We start from the raw sequence: 15,683 nt of genomic DNA on the forward strand, positions 1-15,683 counted from the left end.
GGGTCACGGGAGGCCGGTGACGGGGGGTCGGGATGGGGCCGGGGAGGCCGGCTGGGACCGGGGAGGCCGGCGGGGCCGGGGATGCCCGATCCCGGAAGGGCGGGGGAGCCCGGTGGGGTGGAGCGTCTCCGGTGCGGGGGAGGGCTCCCGATAGAGTCGGGGCATGCGATTCGCGAAGGGGCACGGCACCGAGAACGACTTCGTCATCCTCCCGGATCCGGACGGTGAGCTGGAGTTGTCCGCCGCGTTCGTGGCGGCGGTGTGCGACCGCCGCGCCGGGATCGGCGCGGACGGCGTGCTCCGCGTGACGCGGACGAAGCTCAGCCCGGAGGTCGCCGCCCAGGCCGACGAGGCCGAATGGTTCATGGACTACCGCAACGCCGACGGCGGGATGGCCGAGATGTGCGGCAACGGGACGCGGGTCTTCGCCCGCTACCTGGTGGACACCGGGCTGGCCGCGCCCGGGGAGTTCGCCGTCGCCACCCGGGGCGGGGTCCGGCGCGTGCGGCTGGCGGAGACCGGTGACGTGACCGTGGACATGGGCCCGCCCCGCGTGCTGGGCACCAGCCGGGCGACCGTGGCCGGCCGCGGGTACGAGGGCATCCACGTCGACATGGGCAACCCGCACCTGGCGTGCGTCATCGGCGACCCGGTGGCGCAGCTCGACCTGAGCGGCGCTCCCGCGTTCGACCCCGAGGTGTTCCCCGCCGGGGTCAACGTCGAGCTGCTCAACCCGGTCGGGACGCGCAGGGTCGTCATGCGGGTCTTCGAACGCGGGTCGGGGGAGACGCGCTCCTGCGGCACCGGAGCCGTCGCCTCGGCCGTGGCGGCCGCGCGGCTGGCCGGTGAGACCACCGGCACCTGGGCGGTCGAGGTGCTCGGCGGCACCGTCACCGTCACCCTCGACGAGGACACCAGCTACCTGGCCGGGCCCGCCGTCCTGGTCGCGTCCGGCGAGCTCACGCTCTGAGCCTCGCGCTCCGGACCGTCCGGGCCGCCTCGGACCCTTCGCGCCGCTCGGACCGCTCGGACCGCTCGGGCCGCTCGGGCCGCTCGGGCCGGTCCGGTCGCTCCGGCCGTGACCGCGGGGCGTGGCCGGATGTGGTCGCGAGGTCGCGACCCGGGGCCCACGGAGACGCGCCCGGGCCCACGCGCACGGGCCACGCGCACCGGCCGTACCGACCGCTGCGGGAGCCCGCGCCGCGCGCCCGGCGGGTCCTCGCGGCTCCCCGGGACGCCATGTCGTTTGGGGCATCCTCCCCGACCTGGCAGACTGACGTCCCATGGACGTGGACATCTGGGCCTGGGTGGGCGACACCCAGCGGCAACTGCACGAAGCAGGTAACACCGGTCTGGCCATGGCGATCGGAGATGTTCCCGCGCAGGCCCTGGAGGGCCGGTACGCGCAGCTCGACGTGCTCGCGCCCGCGATCGCGCAGCAGGCGGAGAACCTGCAACTGCCCTGGCTGGAGTTCTACGCCCGCTACTGGCACCTGATCGGCCGCGTGGGCGACCGGGCGCAGGGGGCGGTCGCGCTCGCCGACGCCGAGACGCTCGTCGAGTTCACCGCGCGTGACGACGTCCGGGAGTGCCCGGCCACCCCCGGCGCCGTCGTGGCGCTGGCCGTCGCCCAGGCGAACACCGACGGGCCGGGGTACGCCACCGAGCGGCTGACCGCGCTGTCGGCGCTGGACGTCGAGCCCGCCTCCCCGGCGTTCTCCGCCGTGGCCGAGCACCACGTGGCGGCACTGATCGACGCGGGCCGCGCCCAGGAGGCCGTCCTGCACGCCGAGACCGCCGTGGAGACGCTGGGCGGCGCGGGACGCGAGGCGAGCTGGGAGCTGGGAGCGGCCTCGGCCCGCGCGCTGCTCGCCGCCGGTCGCGCCGAGGACGCGCTGACCGCGCTCGACGCCGCGGCCGGGTTCAAGCCCGACGACCCGGTGGCCAAGGCCCACCGCGAAGGCGTGCTCCGCGCGCTCGTGCTCGCCACCCTCGGCCGGGTGCAGGAGGCCGTCGACGCGCTGCCCGACCTCGACGTGGTCGGCGACCACCCCCGCGTCTGGGTCGAGTGGTCGCACGCCATCCGCCTGCTGGCCGGGTCCGCCCAGATCACCAACACCTGGCAGCTGGGCCGGGTGCTCAAGCAGTGGATCGACTACTTCGCCATGATGGGCGGCTACCGGGCCAGGGTCGAGCTGGCGCTCATCGCCGGTCACCTGGCCGTCGCCCGCCAGGGGATCTGGCAGGCCCGCCTCCTGGCCGACCTGGCCGACTCGGCGGCCGGGGAGCTCAAGAGCCCCGGTGACACGGCCGAGCGGATCGCCGCGCTGCGCGCCGCCGCCGACGAGGCCACCCCGCTCCCGGCCCCGGGACCTGAGGCGGAGCTGGTCGGCTACTTCGACGCCGCGGACGGCTTCAACGCCGACCCCGAGCGCTGGGTGGGCTGGCTGACCCCGCTGTCCGGCCGGGACCTGGAGGCGACCCGGCGCCACACCACCACGCTGGGCTTCCTCGGCTACCCGGCCAGGGGTGCCGACATCTACTGGAGCATGCTGGTCGAGTCCGGCGACATCGAGAACGCCGACCCGCAGGACTCCACGTACCTCAGCAGCCTGCTCATCGAGGCCCGCCAGGACGAGCGCCTGGAGCAGATGGCCGAGCGGCTCCCGGCCGGGCAGCGCCACATGGCCCTGGGCCGCCTGCACACCGCGCGGGAGCGCTGGGAGCAGGCCGCGGCCGAGGGCGAGGCCGCCGCGGCCGAGGGGATGGGCATCGAGGCGGCCCGCCTGTGGTCCGCGGCCGTGCAGCAGCTCGGCGACAACGCCAAGGGCGCGGCCATCCTGCGCGACCGCATCGACTCCGAGGACATCGAGCAGCAGGACGTCTGGCGGATGGTCGTCATGGCCTCGGCCGGCGAGGACTGGGAGACCGTGCGCCTGGGCGCCGCCAAGATCGGCATGCCGATCCAGTCCACCGAGGGGCCGATCGAGGAGGAGATGGGCCTGGTGCGCATCATCCTTCCCGCCCCCGACGGCAGCCAGCGCCAGGTGCTGAGCGTGCGCACCGGTCCCGCGACCGCGCGCCTGGCCATCCCGCAGCCTCCCGGCATGGAGTACAACGCCGGTGACCTGGTCGTGTTCGAGCCGCAGCTGCTGGAGCCGATCCCGGAGACGCCCGAGGAGCAGGAGAACTTCGTCCCGCCCTTCGCCGCGGTCAGCATGCTCCGTCCCGGTGGCTACACCAGCTGGTTCTTCGACGGCGCCGCCCCCAGCCAGGCCGACTGGACGGAGTTCAACGAGGTCCTGGCCGAGCGCGGCTGGCCGATGTGGGTCTACAGCGACGACGACTACACCGTCACCCACCCGACCTCGGGCGAGCCGCTGCCCGGCGTGTTCGGCTGGATCGCGGTGCCGCCGGACGTCAGCCCGGTCGAGGTCGACGCGCTGCTGGACGACGCGACCGAGCGCTGGGTGCACCCGCTGGCCTGGCTCGACCTGGCCAGGACCGTCGACGTCGAGGTGGAGCGGCACGAGCGGATCACCAAGGAGTACGGGCTGTAGGACGCGACGCGTCCCGGCTCCGAGCCGCGACGCGCGCCCGTGTGTCCGGCCGGTGTCCGAACCGCCCGTGAGGGATCCCCTCGCGGGCGGTTCGCCGTAGACCTCTAGAATCTCGTTCTGCACATCGGGTGGACGAGGGAGGAACGGAATGCTGGAACGGTTCCGGCTGGACGGCAAGGTCGCGATCGTCACCGGCGCCTCCTCGGGCCTGGGGGTGGCGTTCGCGAGGGGGCTGGCCGAGGCGGGCGCGGACATCGCGATCGGAGCGCGCCGCAAGGACCGGCTGGAGGAGACCCGCGCCCTGGTGGAGGAGACCGGCAGGCGGTGCGTGGCCGTCGTCACCGACGTGACCAGCCCGCAGGACTGCGAGGCCCTGGTCTCCGCGGCGGTCTCCGAGCTGGGCGCGGTGGACATCCTGATCAACAACGCCGGTGTGGGCACCGCGGTCCCGGCGCTCAGGGAGACCCCCGAGCAGTTCCGCCAGGTCGTGGAGGTCAACCTGCACGGCACCTACTGGATGGCCCAGGCCTGCGCCTGGGTCATGAGGCCGGGCTCCTCGATCGTCAACGTCGGCAGCGTCCTGGGGGAGACGACCGCGGGTCTGCCGCAGGCCGCCTACAGCGCCTCCAAGGCGGGGGTGGTCGGCCTCACCCGCGACCTCGCTCAGCAGTGGACGGGCCGCCGGGGCATCCGGGTCAACTGCGTCGAGCCCGGGTTCTTCGCCTCGGAGATGACCGAGCAGTACGCCGAGGGGTACCTGGCCCTGCAGCTGGAGCACCGGGTGCTGATGAAGCGCGCCGGCGACCCGGCCGAGCTCGTCGCCGCCGCGATCTTCCTCGCCTCGGACGCCGCCTCGTACGTCACCGGTGCGGTGATCCCGGTCGACGGCGGGATCCTGATCACCTGACCGGACGCCCGGAAACCTCCCGCCACCACCGGGGCGGCGGGAGGGCGGACGGTGCCGGTGGCCGTTCAGGAGAGCCAGTCGACGGCGTCGGCGGTGTCGTCGGTCTCGGGCGGTTCCTCCAGCGGGTGGCCGGGTGGGAGCGCGCGGTTCGTGCTGTCGCGGTCGATCAGCGAGACGGTGTAACCGGTGTTGTTGAACCAGGACGAGACGGCGTCGACGGCGGTCCCGCCCGGCATCCACAGGTCGATCAGCTCGACCGGGTGACCGGCCGGGACGCTGTACGCGGGCCCGCCGAAACCGTGGTCGCGGTAGAGGCAGAGGCTGTTGAACGGGCAGGCCGAGCCTTCGGGGAGCCAGGCCACCCCCGGCTGCCGGGCGTCGGGCGCCCGGCCCGGGGCCACCGCCGCGAAGGCGCCCGTACCGGTGCACAGCAGGGCGCTCGCGGCGACGGCGAGCCCGGCCGTGGCACGTGCGAGACGGGGACGACGCGCCGAGATCTCACGCATGTGAATCCTCTCCGTGTCCGATCACTCACCGACGGTGAGTGTTCTTTGTCATTAGAGCACCCTCGCTTTGGGCGGTCGATAGGGGCGCTGCGTGAAACTCCATGCGTCGGCGTCTTCGGTTCCCGGCGCACCATCGGTATAACGGCAGGTCAGGACAAAGATGCTGGAAAGAGATGAATGGGGTGGAGAATGGCTTCGGCGCTTTGGAAGAGCGCTTGAGGCTTTTACGATTAAGAGCTGGAATCTGGGATAATTTGCCACTTCAGAGATGGTGAACGCGGTGAGGGGTGGCATGGTGCGGGCTGCGCTGGCACGGGGTGTGGCCGTAGCGACGGTAGGGTTCGTGATCGCGGGCTGCGGCCCGGCACCCGGTGGGTCGGACGGTGGGGCGGGCTCCTCCGGAGACGGGAAGACCGCGTCCGCCACCCTCAAGGATCTGAAGAAGCTCCAGGTCAAGGGCCGTGCCCCGATGACCGGATACGACCGCGACAAGTTCGGGCCGGCGTGGTCGGACGTCGACGGGAACGGCTGCGACACCCGCAACGACATCCTCATCCGGGACCTGAAGGAGGAGACCTTCAGGAAGGGTGAGGACGGCTGCGTCGTGCAGTCCGGCGTCCTGGAGGACCCCTACAGCGGCAAGACCATAAAGTTCGAACGCGGGACCAGGAGCAGCATGGCGGTGCAGATCGACCACGTGATCGCGCTCGCCGACGCCTGGCAGAAGGGCGCCCAGCAGCTGAGCGCGTCCAAGCGCAGGGAACTGGCCAACGACCCGCTGAACCTGATGGCCGTGGACGGTCCGCTGAACGGCCAGAAGGGCGCGGGGGACGCGGCCACCTGGCTGCCGCCGCGCCGCGCCTACCGGTGCCCCTATGTCGAGCGCCAGATCCGGGTGAAGATCAAGTACGACCTCTGGGTGACGTCCGCGGAGAGGGACGCCATGGAGGGCGTGCTCAAGTCCTGCTGAGGCGGACGGGCCGGACCGCCCGCGACCGGGCCGGCGCGTTCAGGGTGCGGCCCGCCCCGGATCCCGCCCCGGGGCCCGGCCCGATCCCTCCGGACGCCCGGCTTCTTCGGCCCGCTCGGCCTCTTGGGGCCGTTCTGCGTCCTCGGTCCGCTCGGTGTCCCCGGTCCGCTCGGTGTCCTCGGCCCGTCCGGTGTCCTCGGCCCGTCCGGTTTCTCCGGCCCGCTCGGCCTCTCCCGCGCGCCCCGCCTCTTCGGCGCGTTCGGCACGCCGGGTGCGTCCGGTCGTGCCGGTCTGCTCGGCCATGGTCGCCCGGTGCTCGTCGGCTGCGGCCTTGTACAGGTGGTCCACGGCCCGGAGCCGGTGATCCTCCGCGTCGCCGCTCCCCGACGCCGCGGCCAGCTCGTGACCCTCGGCCGCGTCCCTGTGCGCTCGCGCGGCGGACCGGTAACCGGCCACCGCGCGCTCTCCGGCCTGGTCGGCACGAGAGCGCGCCTGTCGCAGCCGGGCGTCGGCGCGGGCCAGCCGTTCATCGGAACCGGGCGCGGGAGCGGACGCGTCGTCGAAGAGCTCGTCCCGGCGCCGGGCGGCCTGCTCGCCCCGCTCGGCGGCCTGCTCGACGCGCTCGCGGGCGCGCTCGCTCCGTCCCTCCCGGTCACGCTGCCCGCCGGAACCGCCGACCGGCTCGTCACGGGGGTGGGGGTCGGGACTGTCGCGGGGCTCGGGACCACTGGCCATGCCCTCATGCTTTCCGTTCCGGCCTCCGGTAACCCGCGCCGGGGGGCCCACTGCCGGACCGGGGCCCACTGCCGGGCCGCACGGCCCGTCATGCCCGGCGACATCGACCCCTACGGCGACCCGCGCCGAGAGGACCCGGACACCGTGCCGGACCGCGAGGACGGGCCACGGCCCGGCGGGCGTCGATCCCCGTCACGTCACGTCGCGCCATTTCCTGCCCTGTCCCGGCTCGCCCCGGCCCGTCTCCCGGCCCCTCCGGGCCTCCGGCACGGCCGAGGCGGTGAACTCGCGAACGGACCGCCTCATTTCGCGGGAGTCAGGTCGTCGCACGCCAGCCGTACCGCGGCGCGCGCTGCGATATGGGCTTCCCGCTCGGCTTTCATGGTGAGCCGGCGGTCGTGCATCTCGGCCAGCTTCAGTCCGGTCGTCCGGGTGCGGTGCTGCAGCGTCTCCAGGCGCGCCGCCGCCTCCCGCCTCAGCCGCGCCGCTCTCTCCAGGGCCGGGTGCGGCACGCGGCCGGTGTACGCGTCCTTCGGGAGCTCCGCCATCCCCAGGATCTCCGCGATCCGCGAGATCTCGTCCATGGACACCGATGCGCCGGAGGGAGCGGTGCTCTCGTCGGCGACGGGAGAGGAAGGGGGGACGGGGAGGGCCGGGGTGACCGGGGCGGACGTGCCGGACGTGGCGGGGTCCCTCGGGCCGGGGCGATCCGGGCCGTGATCGTCCGGGACACGATCCTTCGGGAAGGCGGTGGTCGGCGGGACGGGAGGGTCGGTCTCGCCATCGGACGTCTCCTGCAGGACGGCCGCGGCCGGTGGGACGGAGTTCCACCGCGCGCGGCGCTCGGTGCCGACGCGGCGCTCGGTGCCGACGCGGCGCTCGGTGCCGACGCGGCGCTCGGTGCCGACGCGGCGCTCGGTGCCGACGCGGCGTCCGGTGCCGACGCGGCGCAGGCTCGGGACGTGCCGCGAGGGAAGCGACGGGATGTCGGAGAACTCGCCCGGGTCGGGGGTGGACACCAGGCCGGGATGGCCGGGCTCCTGTGCTCCCCACAGGATGGTGAACAGCCGGCCGGTGGCCGGGGAGGGGACGACGAACAACTCCCCTCCGAGCGTGCGGAGACGCCGGTGTGCCCGCTCCAGCGCCCGGGCGCCGCTGACGTCGCAGAAGATCAGCTCGCTGGCGTCCACCAGGATGTGACGGGCGCCCTCCGCCATCAGGGACTCCAGCACCGAATCGAGGAGCGAACAGTTGAAGGCGTCCATCTCACCCAGCACGGCGATCAGGGCCGTGTCGCCGTACTGGTGAACGACATAGACCGACATGTCCATATGGTGGCCATACCCTTCACCGGGGTTTTCAGGCTCCGCCGATAATTTCGTGGTTCCCAGTATGAATGGACCCAGGCTGGATAGAGGCCGAACGTGGAAGCTTCGAACGGACGTGACCTGGTGGTCGTCGCCGCCTCGGCGGGCGGCGTGGAGGCGTTGCGCACCCTGATGGCGGAGCTTCCCGCCGACCTCGCCGCCACCGTGCTGGTGGTGCTCCATCTGCCCGCGCGCGGTGAGAGCGCGCTGGCCGGCATCCTGGACCGGGCCGGGCCGCTGCCCGTCACCGCGGCCCGGGACGGGGAGGCGCTGCTGCACGGCCGTGTCCATGTCGCGCCTCCCGACCGTCACCTTCTGGTCAAGGACGGGGCGATCAGGCTGGTGCGCGGCCCCCGTTACAACGGGCACCGGCCGGCCGCCGACCCGCTCTTCCTCAGCGCGGCGCTGGAGGGAGGTCCCCGCACGCTCGCCGTCGTGCTGAGCGGCACGCTCGACGACGGGGCCAGGGGATGTTCGGTCGTGGAGCGCCACGGCGGCGCCGTCGCCGTCCAGGACCCGGGGGAGAGCACGTTCGACGGCATGCCCCGGGCGGCCCTGGCCGCGACCGGGAACGTGGAGAGCCTCCCCGTACGGGAGATCGCCGGATGGATCGTGCGGCAGAGCCGCACCCCCGTCACCGGGGGCTTCGACAGGGACGAAAGCGTCGGGCAGGAGGTCTCCCGCTACCTGCTCGCCGCCGGGCACGAGGCGCACGAGGGGGATCTCACCGCGCTGAGCTGCCCCGAGTGCGGCGGCCCGGTGTACGAGGCGGCGACGGGACCCGAGACGTACTACGGGTGCCGGGTGGGCCACGCCTGGACCTCGCAGGGGCTCGCGGCGGGGCAGGCCGAGGCCGTGGAACGGGCGCTGTGGACGGCGATCCTGCGGCTGGAGGAGCGGTTGCGCCTGCTCGGCCGCATGGTGGAGCGTGCCGAGTCGCGGGGGAGGAGCCACTCGTCGCGGCGGCTGCGGCAGGACGCCGAGGAGACCGAGCGGGCACTGGTGACGATGCGGATGCTCCAGGGCCGCATCGACAGTGCCGGTGACGACCTTGTTTCACACGGCGTGTGACGGGCCTAGGCTGACACCGTGATGCCCGATGACGAACGTGAATTCGACGATCTGCTCGCCATGCTCAAGGAAACGCGCGGCTTCGACTTCACGGGATACAAGCGCACCACCCTCATGCGCCGTATCAGCAGGCGTTTGGAGGCGTTGAAACTCCACGATTATGGCGAATACAGGGATTATCTGGAGCTGGAGCCGGAGGAGTTCAATCAGCTCTTCGACAGCCTGCTGATCAACGTCACCGCCTTCCTCCGTGACCCGGCCGCCTGGCAGACGCTCCGCGAGAGCGTGATCCCGGACCTGCTGGCGAGCAAGAGGCAGGGCGCGGGGATCCGGGTGTGGAGCGCGGGCTGCGCCACCGGCGAGGAGGCGTACAGCCTGGCGATGGTGCTGGCCGAGGAGCTCGGCGTCGACGAGTTCCGCGAGCGGGTGAAGATCTACGCCACCGACCTGGACGAGAAGGCCCTGCAGACGGCGCGCGCGGCCGTCTACTCCGAGCGCCAGCTCGCCGAGCTGCCGGACGGGATGCGCGACACCTACTTCGAGCCGGTGGAGGCCGGGTTCGCGTTCCGGCGCGACCTGCGCCGTCAGCTGATCTTCGGCCGCAACGACCTCACCCGCGACGCGCCGATCTCCCGGGTGGACCTGCTGCTGGCCCGCAACACGCTGATGTACTTCAACGGCGAGACCCAGCTCAGCATCGTCCGCCGGTTCCACTTCGCGCTCGCCGACCCCGGCTACCTCTTCCTGGGCAAGGCCGAGATGCTGCTCAACCACGGTGACAGGTTCGAGCCGGTGAACCTCAGGATGAGGTTGTTCAAGAAGGTCGGCGCTCCCGTGGCCGCCGACCGCACCGCCTGGGCGGCCGGCGCGGAGAGCCCGCCGGCCCGCCCGTACGTGCGGCACACGGTGCTGCAGGCGGCGGCGCTGGCCACCGGCCCGGTCGCGCAGATCGCGCTCGACCGCTCCCGCAACCTCGCGCTGGCCAACACCCGCGCCGAGCTGCTGTTCAACCTCAACCCGCGCGACATCGGCCGTCCCTTCCAGGACCTGGAGGTGTCCTACCGGCCGGTCGAGCTCCGCTCGGTGATCGAGCAGGTGGAGCAGGACCTGCGCGTCGCCGAGCTGCAGGACGTGGCCTGGCACCGGCCGAACGCGCCCGAGACCAGCTTCTTCGACATCGCCGTCGTCCCCCTGACGGACCCGGGCGGCGAGCTGGTGGGCGTGGGCGTCAACTTCCACGACGTGACGCGCTACCGGCAGCTCCGCGACCGGCTGGAGCAGACCAACAGGGAGCTGGAGCACGCCTACGAGGAGCTGCAGTCGACCAACGAGGAGCTGGAGACCACCAACGAGGAACTCCAGTCCACCAACGAGGAACTGGAGACCACCAACGAGGAGCTCCAGTCCACCAACGAGGAACTGGAGACGATGAACGAGGAGCTCCAGTCGACCAACGACGAGCTCCAGCAGATCAACGACACCCTGAACGCGCGCAGTGACGAGCTCAGGCGGGCCACCGTCCTGGTCTCCTCGGTGGTGCGCAGCCTCGGTGACGCCGTGGCCGTGGTCGACACCGAGCTGCGGGTGCTGGTCTGGAGCCCGGGGGCCGAGGAGCTGTGGGGGCTGCGCGCGGACGAGGCGATCGGCTGCCGGCTGGCCGCCCTGGACATCGGCCTGCCGCTGGAGGGGATCCTCTCCCAGGTGCAGCGCACCCTGGACGAGACGCCGGCCACGGGGAACGGCAACGGCCGCCGCGAGGCCGTCGTCCTGGACGGCGTGAACCGCAGGGGCAGGCCCGCCCGGATCGGCGTCGTGCTCTCCCCGCTGTGCACCGACGACCAGGCGCCGCACGGCGTGATCATGGTGATGAACCTCCTCCCGCAGGAACCGGGCTGACCGGCCGCTCCCCGGCGTTCCAGGCACGCAGGAACAGCACCACCTCCGCCCCGCCCTGCGCGGAGGCGCGCAGCGAGAGCGAGCCGCCCGCGGACTCGGCCGTACGGCGGGCGATGTCCAGGCCCAGCCCGGTCGAGTCGGCCCCGCTCTCGCCGCGCCTGGACGGGTCGGACGTGGCGAAGCCCGGACCGGCGTCGGAGACGGTCAGCGACGCCCCACCGGTGACCGCCTCCAGCCGTACGGAGAACGAGACCCCCTCCGGGGTGTGCGCGAAGACGTTGCCGAGCAGCGCGTCCACGCAGGCGGCCAGCTCGTCCTCGGCGATCCCGACCGGGAGCGGTCCGGGCGCCAGGTCGAGGGTGAAGTGCCGCGACTGGTCCTCGGCCAGCACCGACCAGAACGCGACCCTGGCGCCGGTCACCGCGGCCGCGTCGCACTCGGCCCGGCCCCGCGCCCGCCGCCTGGCCTCGGTGATCACCGAGGTCACGGCGCGTTCCAGGGCGTCCACCCGGGCCTCGATCCTGGCCGACTCCTCCGGGTCGGCCAGCGACTCGGCCTCCAGCCTCAGCCCGGTCAGCGGGGTCCGCAGCCGGTGGGACAGGTCGGCGACGCTCTCGCGCTCCTCGGCCAGCAGGCCGGTGATCCGCTCGGCCAGGTGGTTGAGGGCGACACCGACCGCGTGCACCTCGGGCGGGCCGTCGGGCACGGTCCTGGCCGACAGGTCGCCGGAGGCGAGCCGGTGCGACACCCCCGCCAGCGCGGTGATCGGCCGGATCACCGCGCGGGCCAGCCGGTCGCCGACCAGGACGCCCAACACGACCAGGGCCAGGCCGAGCGCGGCCAGCCCGGCCCAGACCTGGAACACCCCCCTGGTCAGCCGGTCGTCGTCCAGGAAGACGCGGACCACCGCCGTACCGCCGGGCGCGACCCCCTGGACGGCGACCAGGATCTCCCGCCCGCCGGGCACGGCGGCGGTGACGCTGCGGCCGAGCGAGGCCAGCTCCACGGCGGCGGAGCGCGGCGCGGGCACGCCGACCACCCGGCCGTCGGGGAGGAAGACGGTGACCGGGTGCGCGGCCTGCTCGACGGTGAGCCACAGGGTCTCGGCGTCCACCGCGCCGACCGCCACCGCGACCGACTGGGCCTCGCTCTCGGCCTCGCCGACCGCCGCGCCCGCCGCCACCGTGCGGACCAGCAGCGCCAGCGGGACCAGCAGCGCGATCAGCACCAGGGAGGTGGTCGCCGCGACCAGCAGGGTCAGCCAGCGCCTCATGCCGGAGCGGCCAGCCGCACGCCGACACCCCTGACGGTGTGCAGGTAGCGGGGCTCCTGGGAGGTCTCGCCCAGCTTGCGGCGCAGCCACGACAGGTGGACGTCCACGGTCTTGTCGGCGCCCCCGTAGGGGATCTGCCAGACGTGGGTGAGCAGCTCCCGCTTGGTGACGACCTCGCCGGGCCGGGCGGCCAGGTAGTGGAGCAGGTCGAACTCCCGCGGGCTGAGGTCCAGCGCGGTTCCGTCCAGGGTCGCCTCCCGGGAGCGCGGGTCGATCCGCAGCCCCCCGACGGTGACCGAGCTGTCGGCCCGGTCCTCGCCCGCGGTCCGCCGCAGCACCGCCCGGATCCGGGCGTCGAGCTGGGCCGCGCTGAACGGCTTGACCACGTAGTCGTCGGCGCCCGCGTCCAGCAGCCTGACCATCTCCGCGTCGCCGTCGCGCGCGGTCGCCACGATCACCGGGACCCGGCTCACCGCGCGCAGCATCCGCAGCAGGTCGGCCCCGTCCAGGTCGGGCAGGCCGAGGTCGAGCACGACCAGGTCGGGACGTTCCTCGACGGCCAGCCGCAGGCCGTCGAGGGCGGCCGGGGCGGACGACACGGCGTGGCCGCGGTCGCGCAGGCCCCGGGTGAGGGAGGTGCGGATCGCGGCGTCGTCCTCGATGAGCAGCACGTTCGACATTTGCCGCCACGTTAGTCCCCTTCCGGGCGGCACCGGAAGCCGGTTATCGGCCCCTTAACCTCCTCTTATCGCGGGAGGTGGCAGGCTGGGCGCATGCGCAGGCGTCTCCTACTGGCCGTGACCGGCTGGCTGGTCACCGGCCTCCTCGCCGTCGGGGCGGGGGTGGCCGTGATCGACCGGCTCGGTGAACCGCTGACGGACACCGGCCTGCGACCGCTGTCGGCCGCCGAGGTGGACGAGGCGCTCGCCCTGGCCTCCTCCCGGCCCGACGCCCTCCCCGCCCCGGCGGGGACCTCCGGCACGCCCTCGGGGACGGTTCCCGCGACCCCGTCCGCCCGTACCGCGGCCCCCGGCCCCCGGGGCGTTCCCACACCGGCCGTTCCCGCGCCGACCGTCACGGTGACCGTCACCCCCGGGCCCGCCGCCTCCACCGCGCCTCCCGCGCCCGCGGGGAAGAGCGGCGTGATCGACACGGTGGGCGGGCGGATCATCGCCCGGTGCCAGGACGGCCTGGTCACGCTCCGGTCGTGGAGCCCGGCCCAGGGGTTCCAGGCCGACGACGTCGAACGCGGCCCCGCGAGCCGGGCCCACGCCGAGTTCGAGTCGGAGGAGCGGGAGCTCAAGGTCGAGGTGTACTGCTCGGCCGACGGCTCTCCCGCCCACCACGTCCGCGGCTGACCCGCCTCGGGTCCTGTCCGGCCTCCGGACGCGCCCGCCCTCGGAGACGCCGGGTCCGTCCTCCGACGAGACCGGCCGTCATCGGCCGATCGCGAGACCCCCGGGAGACGGGCGCGGCCGGTGAGGGGCGTCAGCCGCCGCCACCGCAGCCGGCCTTCTTCTCCTCCGCCCCCACCTCCTCCACACCGGGCGCCTCGTCGGCCACGCCGACCGAGAGCTGGGCGGTCGAGGCGACCAGGCTCCCCACGGGAGATCCCGCGGCCTTGGCGTCCACCACGATCCCGCGCTCGCCGAGCAGCTCGTACGTCTCGGAGTCGAAGATCAGCTCGTGCCGGACGCCGTCCAGGCCGACCCGGCCCACGCCGACGCCCTCCCGTCCGGCCGCGTCCGGTGCCCGCCCGGTGGCCTCGACCCCGGGGATGGTGCCCACCGCCTTGAACAGCGCCGCCCGCTGCGCCGGGGGCATGTAGGTCTCCCGGAGCATGTCGCCCGCCGCGGTGAACGCCGCCTCGTCCTTCGACTCCCCGCCCCGGTCCCCGGTGTAGAGGTGGGCGCGCATCCCCTCGGGGTCGGTGGGCAGCCTCCTCAGCGCGGCGTGGTCGGTACGCGCGTGGTCGGGAAGGCCCCCGCAGCTCACCAGCGGCATCGTCTTCACACCGGTCTCCTCGTAGGCCGACGGGGGAACGGGCCAGCCCGGGTAGGCCCTGGGCTCCAGGTGTTCGACCCGCAGCACCCCGTCCCTCGTCCCGTCGGCGGAGAGCCAGATGGTCCTCCTGGTCCGGTAGAGGTAGCGGGTCTGCCCGGTGGTCCTTCCCGTCTCCACGTTCACCGCCCCTTCGCCGAACGCGCCGTACATCGTCTGCGACTCGACCTTGACGAACTGGTCGTCGCGGGGCGCGAGGTCGGTCCTGGACGCGGCCCGCGCGGCCCGGTCGAGCACCTCGCTCGCGGAGACGACGGTGAAGCGGGGCATCGCCGCCACCGTCTCGCCGCCCGTCCTCCCGCCCGTGCCCGTCACGGTCTCCCGTCCCGCGCTCGTGCCCGGTGCCGGGGCGTCGACCGGGGCCCCGGTCAGAACGATCACGGTCGCCCCCGCTGCCACCGCGAGCGCCCCGGCCAGCACCCTCGCGTACGGGCCGCGCCAGGCGGGCCGGCGTACCGGAGGGCGCCCAGCCCGCGGTCCCCGCGCGTCCCGCCGTCCCGCGGCGAGCAGCCGACCGCGTGCCTTCAGCCTGGCCTCGGTGTCGTACGGCGCCACCTCGGGCCGGAGGGCGGCCACCAGCTCGATCTCGTCCTCGTTCATGACTGCGACTCCAGAAGGCGGCGGACCTTGGTCCGGGTGCGGGAGAGACGGGACCTGACGGTCCCGATCGGGATGCCGAGCGCCTGCGCGGCCTCCTCGTAGCTCAGGTCGGCCCAGGCCACCAGGAGCAGCAGGTCCCGCTCGGCGGAACCGAGCCGGGCCAGGGCGGCGGCCAGCGCGGGCCGCAGGCGGTCGGCGGTGACGCGTTCGGCGCTGCGCTCCTCGAACTCGGCCGCGCGCTCGGGGATCTGCCGGGCGAGCGCCCGCAGCCTGCGGGTCTCGGCCCTGCGGTGGCCGGAGACCAGGTTGGAGGCGATCCCGTACAGCCAGGGCCTGGCGTCGAGGCGGCCGGGGTCGTACCGGCCGCGCTTGCGGAAGGCCACCAGGAACGTCTCGGCGGTCACGTCGTCGGCCGTGGTCACGTCGCCGAGCCGCCGTGCCACGTACCGGTGGATCTCGCCGGCGTGCCGGTCGAAGAGGCCGGCGAACCTGTCGGGGTCCGACAGCGACTGCCCGATCAGCGTCGCGTCGTCGGGGGGCGGGGACCCGGAGACCGCGAACGCGGAGGCCGGGGACTCGGAAGGCGCGAACTCGGAAGGCGCGAGCGTGGAGGGCGGGGACTCGGAGGGCGGTGGCTCGGGAGGCGCCCACGCCCGTTGCGGGAGGCTCAGTGTCACCACCCGTTCCGTACGGTCGTCATCGGGAATCCCTTCCGGAGCGCGTCCGCGCTCCCACCC

Annotated in this window: 14 protein-coding genes; 7 read left to right on the forward strand and 7 right to left on the reverse strand. The window is 73.7% G+C overall.

What is annotated here, in order from left to right; genetic code table 11:
- Positions 1–163: 163 nt before the first annotated feature.
- The 3 genes from dapF (at position 164) to ACIBCT_RS20600 (ending at position 4,467) form a co-directional block, all read left to right on the forward strand.
- On the forward strand, positions 164–970 hold the full coding sequence (dapF, locus tag ACIBCT_RS20590; protein WP_399190729.1) for a diaminopimelate epimerase: 807 nt from the start codon (positions 164–166) through the stop codon (positions 968–970).
- A 313-nt stretch (positions 971–1,283) separates the two neighbouring features.
- Complete coding sequence (locus ACIBCT_RS20595) at positions 1,284–3,560, forward strand: tetratricopeptide repeat protein (RefSeq protein WP_399190731.1); 2,277 nt, start codon at positions 1,284–1,286, stop codon at positions 3,558–3,560.
- 148 nt (positions 3,561–3,708) lie between these two features.
- Positions 3,709–4,467, forward strand: coding sequence for an SDR family NAD(P)-dependent oxidoreductase (locus ACIBCT_RS20600; RefSeq protein WP_399190733.1), 759 nt, complete (start codon positions 3,709–3,711; stop codon positions 4,465–4,467).
- 65 nt (positions 4,468–4,532) lie between these two features.
- Here the strand turns inward: ACIBCT_RS20600 and ACIBCT_RS20605 are convergent, their stop codons facing one another.
- Positions 4,533–4,973, reverse strand: coding sequence for a peptidase inhibitor family I36 protein (locus tag ACIBCT_RS20605; protein ID WP_399190735.1), 441 nt, complete (start codon positions 4,971–4,973; stop codon positions 4,533–4,535).
- Positions 4,974–5,316: 343 nt separating this feature from the next.
- Between ACIBCT_RS20605 and ACIBCT_RS20610 the strand changes: the two genes are divergently transcribed.
- Positions 5,317–5,943, forward strand: a complete 627-nt coding sequence (locus tag ACIBCT_RS20610) for an HNH endonuclease family protein (RefSeq protein ID WP_399190737.1) — start codon at positions 5,317–5,319, stop codon at positions 5,941–5,943.
- 39 nt (positions 5,944–5,982) lie between these two features.
- Here ACIBCT_RS20610 and ACIBCT_RS20615 read toward each other — a convergent pair whose 3' ends face one another.
- Complete coding sequence (locus tag ACIBCT_RS20615; RefSeq protein ID WP_399190739.1) at positions 5,983–6,678, reverse strand: hypothetical protein; 696 nt, start codon at positions 6,676–6,678, stop codon at positions 5,983–5,985.
- Positions 6,679–6,980: 302 nt separating this feature from the next.
- Positions 6,981–8,003, reverse strand: coding sequence for an STAS domain-containing protein (locus ACIBCT_RS20620; protein WP_399190741.1), 1,023 nt, complete (start codon positions 8,001–8,003; stop codon positions 6,981–6,983).
- Between the two features lie 99 nt (positions 8,004–8,102).
- Between ACIBCT_RS20620 and ACIBCT_RS20625 the strand changes: the two genes are divergently transcribed.
- Positions 8,103–9,116 carry a chemotaxis protein CheB gene (locus tag ACIBCT_RS20625; protein ID WP_399190743.1) on the forward strand — a complete coding sequence of 338 codons (1,014 nt, stop codon included), beginning with the start codon at positions 8,103–8,105 and terminating at the stop codon, positions 9,114–9,116.
- A gap of 21 nt (positions 9,117–9,137) precedes the next feature.
- Positions 9,138–11,012, forward strand: a complete 1,875-nt coding sequence (locus ACIBCT_RS20630; RefSeq protein WP_399191268.1) for a CheR family methyltransferase — start codon at positions 9,138–9,140, stop codon at positions 11,010–11,012.
- Here the strand turns inward: ACIBCT_RS20630 and ACIBCT_RS20635 are convergent.
- Positions 10,975–12,285: a sensor histidine kinase gene (locus ACIBCT_RS20635; RefSeq protein WP_399190745.1), complete on the reverse strand. Its 1,311-nt coding sequence runs from the start codon at positions 12,283–12,285 to the stop codon at positions 10,975–10,977. The genes ACIBCT_RS20630 and ACIBCT_RS20635 overlap by 38 nt on opposite strands.
- Positions 12,282–12,965 (reverse strand): response regulator transcription factor, encoded by a 684-nt coding sequence (locus ACIBCT_RS20640; RefSeq protein WP_399190747.1) that lies wholly within the window; start codon positions 12,963–12,965, stop codon positions 12,282–12,284. The genes ACIBCT_RS20635 and ACIBCT_RS20640 overlap by 4 nt, the downstream gene beginning before the upstream one ends.
- 93 nt (positions 12,966–13,058) lie before the next feature.
- Here ACIBCT_RS20640 and ACIBCT_RS20645 point away from each other — a divergent pair, with 93 nt between their 5' ends.
- Positions 13,059–13,643 carry a hypothetical protein gene (locus ACIBCT_RS20645; protein WP_399190749.1) on the forward strand — a complete coding sequence of 195 codons (585 nt, stop codon included), beginning with the start codon at positions 13,059–13,061 and terminating at the stop codon, positions 13,641–13,643.
- Positions 13,644–13,773: 130 nt separating this feature from the next.
- Here ACIBCT_RS20645 and ACIBCT_RS20650 read toward each other — a convergent pair whose 3' ends face one another.
- Together ACIBCT_RS20650 and ACIBCT_RS20655 are read right to left on the reverse strand one after the other, a co-directional pair.
- Complete coding sequence (locus tag ACIBCT_RS20650; RefSeq protein WP_399190751.1) at positions 13,774–14,946, reverse strand: CU044_5270 family protein; 1,173 nt, start codon at positions 14,944–14,946, stop codon at positions 13,774–13,776.
- The gene (locus tag ACIBCT_RS20655) at positions 14,943–15,623 is read right to left on the reverse strand and encodes an RNA polymerase sigma factor (protein ID WP_399190753.1); all 681 of its coding nucleotides are present in this window, start codon (positions 15,621–15,623) and stop codon (positions 14,943–14,945) included. The genes ACIBCT_RS20650 and ACIBCT_RS20655 overlap by 4 nt, the downstream gene beginning before the upstream one ends.
- Between the last annotated feature and the right edge of the window lie 60 nt (positions 15,624–15,683).

Source organism: Streptosporangium sp. NPDC050855, from assembly GCF_044456585.1.
In the GTDB taxonomy this organism is placed as follows: domain Bacteria; phylum Actinomycetota; class Actinomycetes; order Streptosporangiales; family Streptosporangiaceae; genus Streptosporangium; species Streptosporangium longisporum.

What these genes read in the sequence shown, in the direction of transcription:
- ACIBCT_RS20615 (WP_399190739.1), bottom strand. Translation starts at nt 6,678, where the DNA reads ATGGCCAGTGGTCCCGAGCCCCGCGACAGTCCCGACCCCCACCCCCGT.
- ACIBCT_RS20645 (WP_399190749.1), top strand. Translation starts at nt 13,059, where the DNA reads ATGCGCAGGCGTCTCCTACTGGCCGTGACCGGCTGGCTGGTCACCGGC.
- ACIBCT_RS20605 (WP_399190735.1), bottom strand. Translation starts at nt 4,973, where the DNA reads ATGCGTGAGATCTCGGCGCGTCGTCCCCGTCTCGCACGTGCCACGGCC.
- ACIBCT_RS20650 (WP_399190751.1), bottom strand. Translation starts at nt 14,946, where the DNA reads ATGAACGAGGACGAGATCGAGCTGGTGGCCGCCCTCCGGCCCGAGGTG.
- ACIBCT_RS20600 (WP_399190733.1), top strand. Translation starts at nt 3,709, where the DNA reads ATGCTGGAACGGTTCCGGCTGGACGGCAAGGTCGCGATCGTCACCGGC.
- ACIBCT_RS20635 (WP_399190745.1), bottom strand. Translation starts at nt 12,285, where the DNA reads ATGAGGCGCTGGCTGACCCTGCTGGTCGCGGCGACCACCTCCCTGGTG.
- dapF (WP_399190729.1), top strand. Translation starts at nt 164, where the DNA reads ATGCGATTCGCGAAGGGGCACGGCACCGAGAACGACTTCGTCATCCTC.
- ACIBCT_RS20620 (WP_399190741.1), bottom strand. Translation starts at nt 8,003, where the DNA reads ATGTCGGTCTATGTCGTTCACCAGTACGGCGACACGGCCCTGATCGCC.
- ACIBCT_RS20630 (WP_399191268.1), top strand. Translation starts at nt 9,138, where the DNA reads ATGCCCGATGACGAACGTGAATTCGACGATCTGCTCGCCATGCTCAAG.
- ACIBCT_RS20640 (WP_399190747.1), bottom strand. Translation starts at nt 12,965, where the DNA reads ATGTCGAACGTGCTGCTCATCGAGGACGACGCCGCGATCCGCACCTCC.
- ACIBCT_RS20595 (WP_399190731.1), top strand. Translation starts at nt 1,284, where the DNA reads ATGGACGTGGACATCTGGGCCTGGGTGGGCGACACCCAGCGGCAACTG.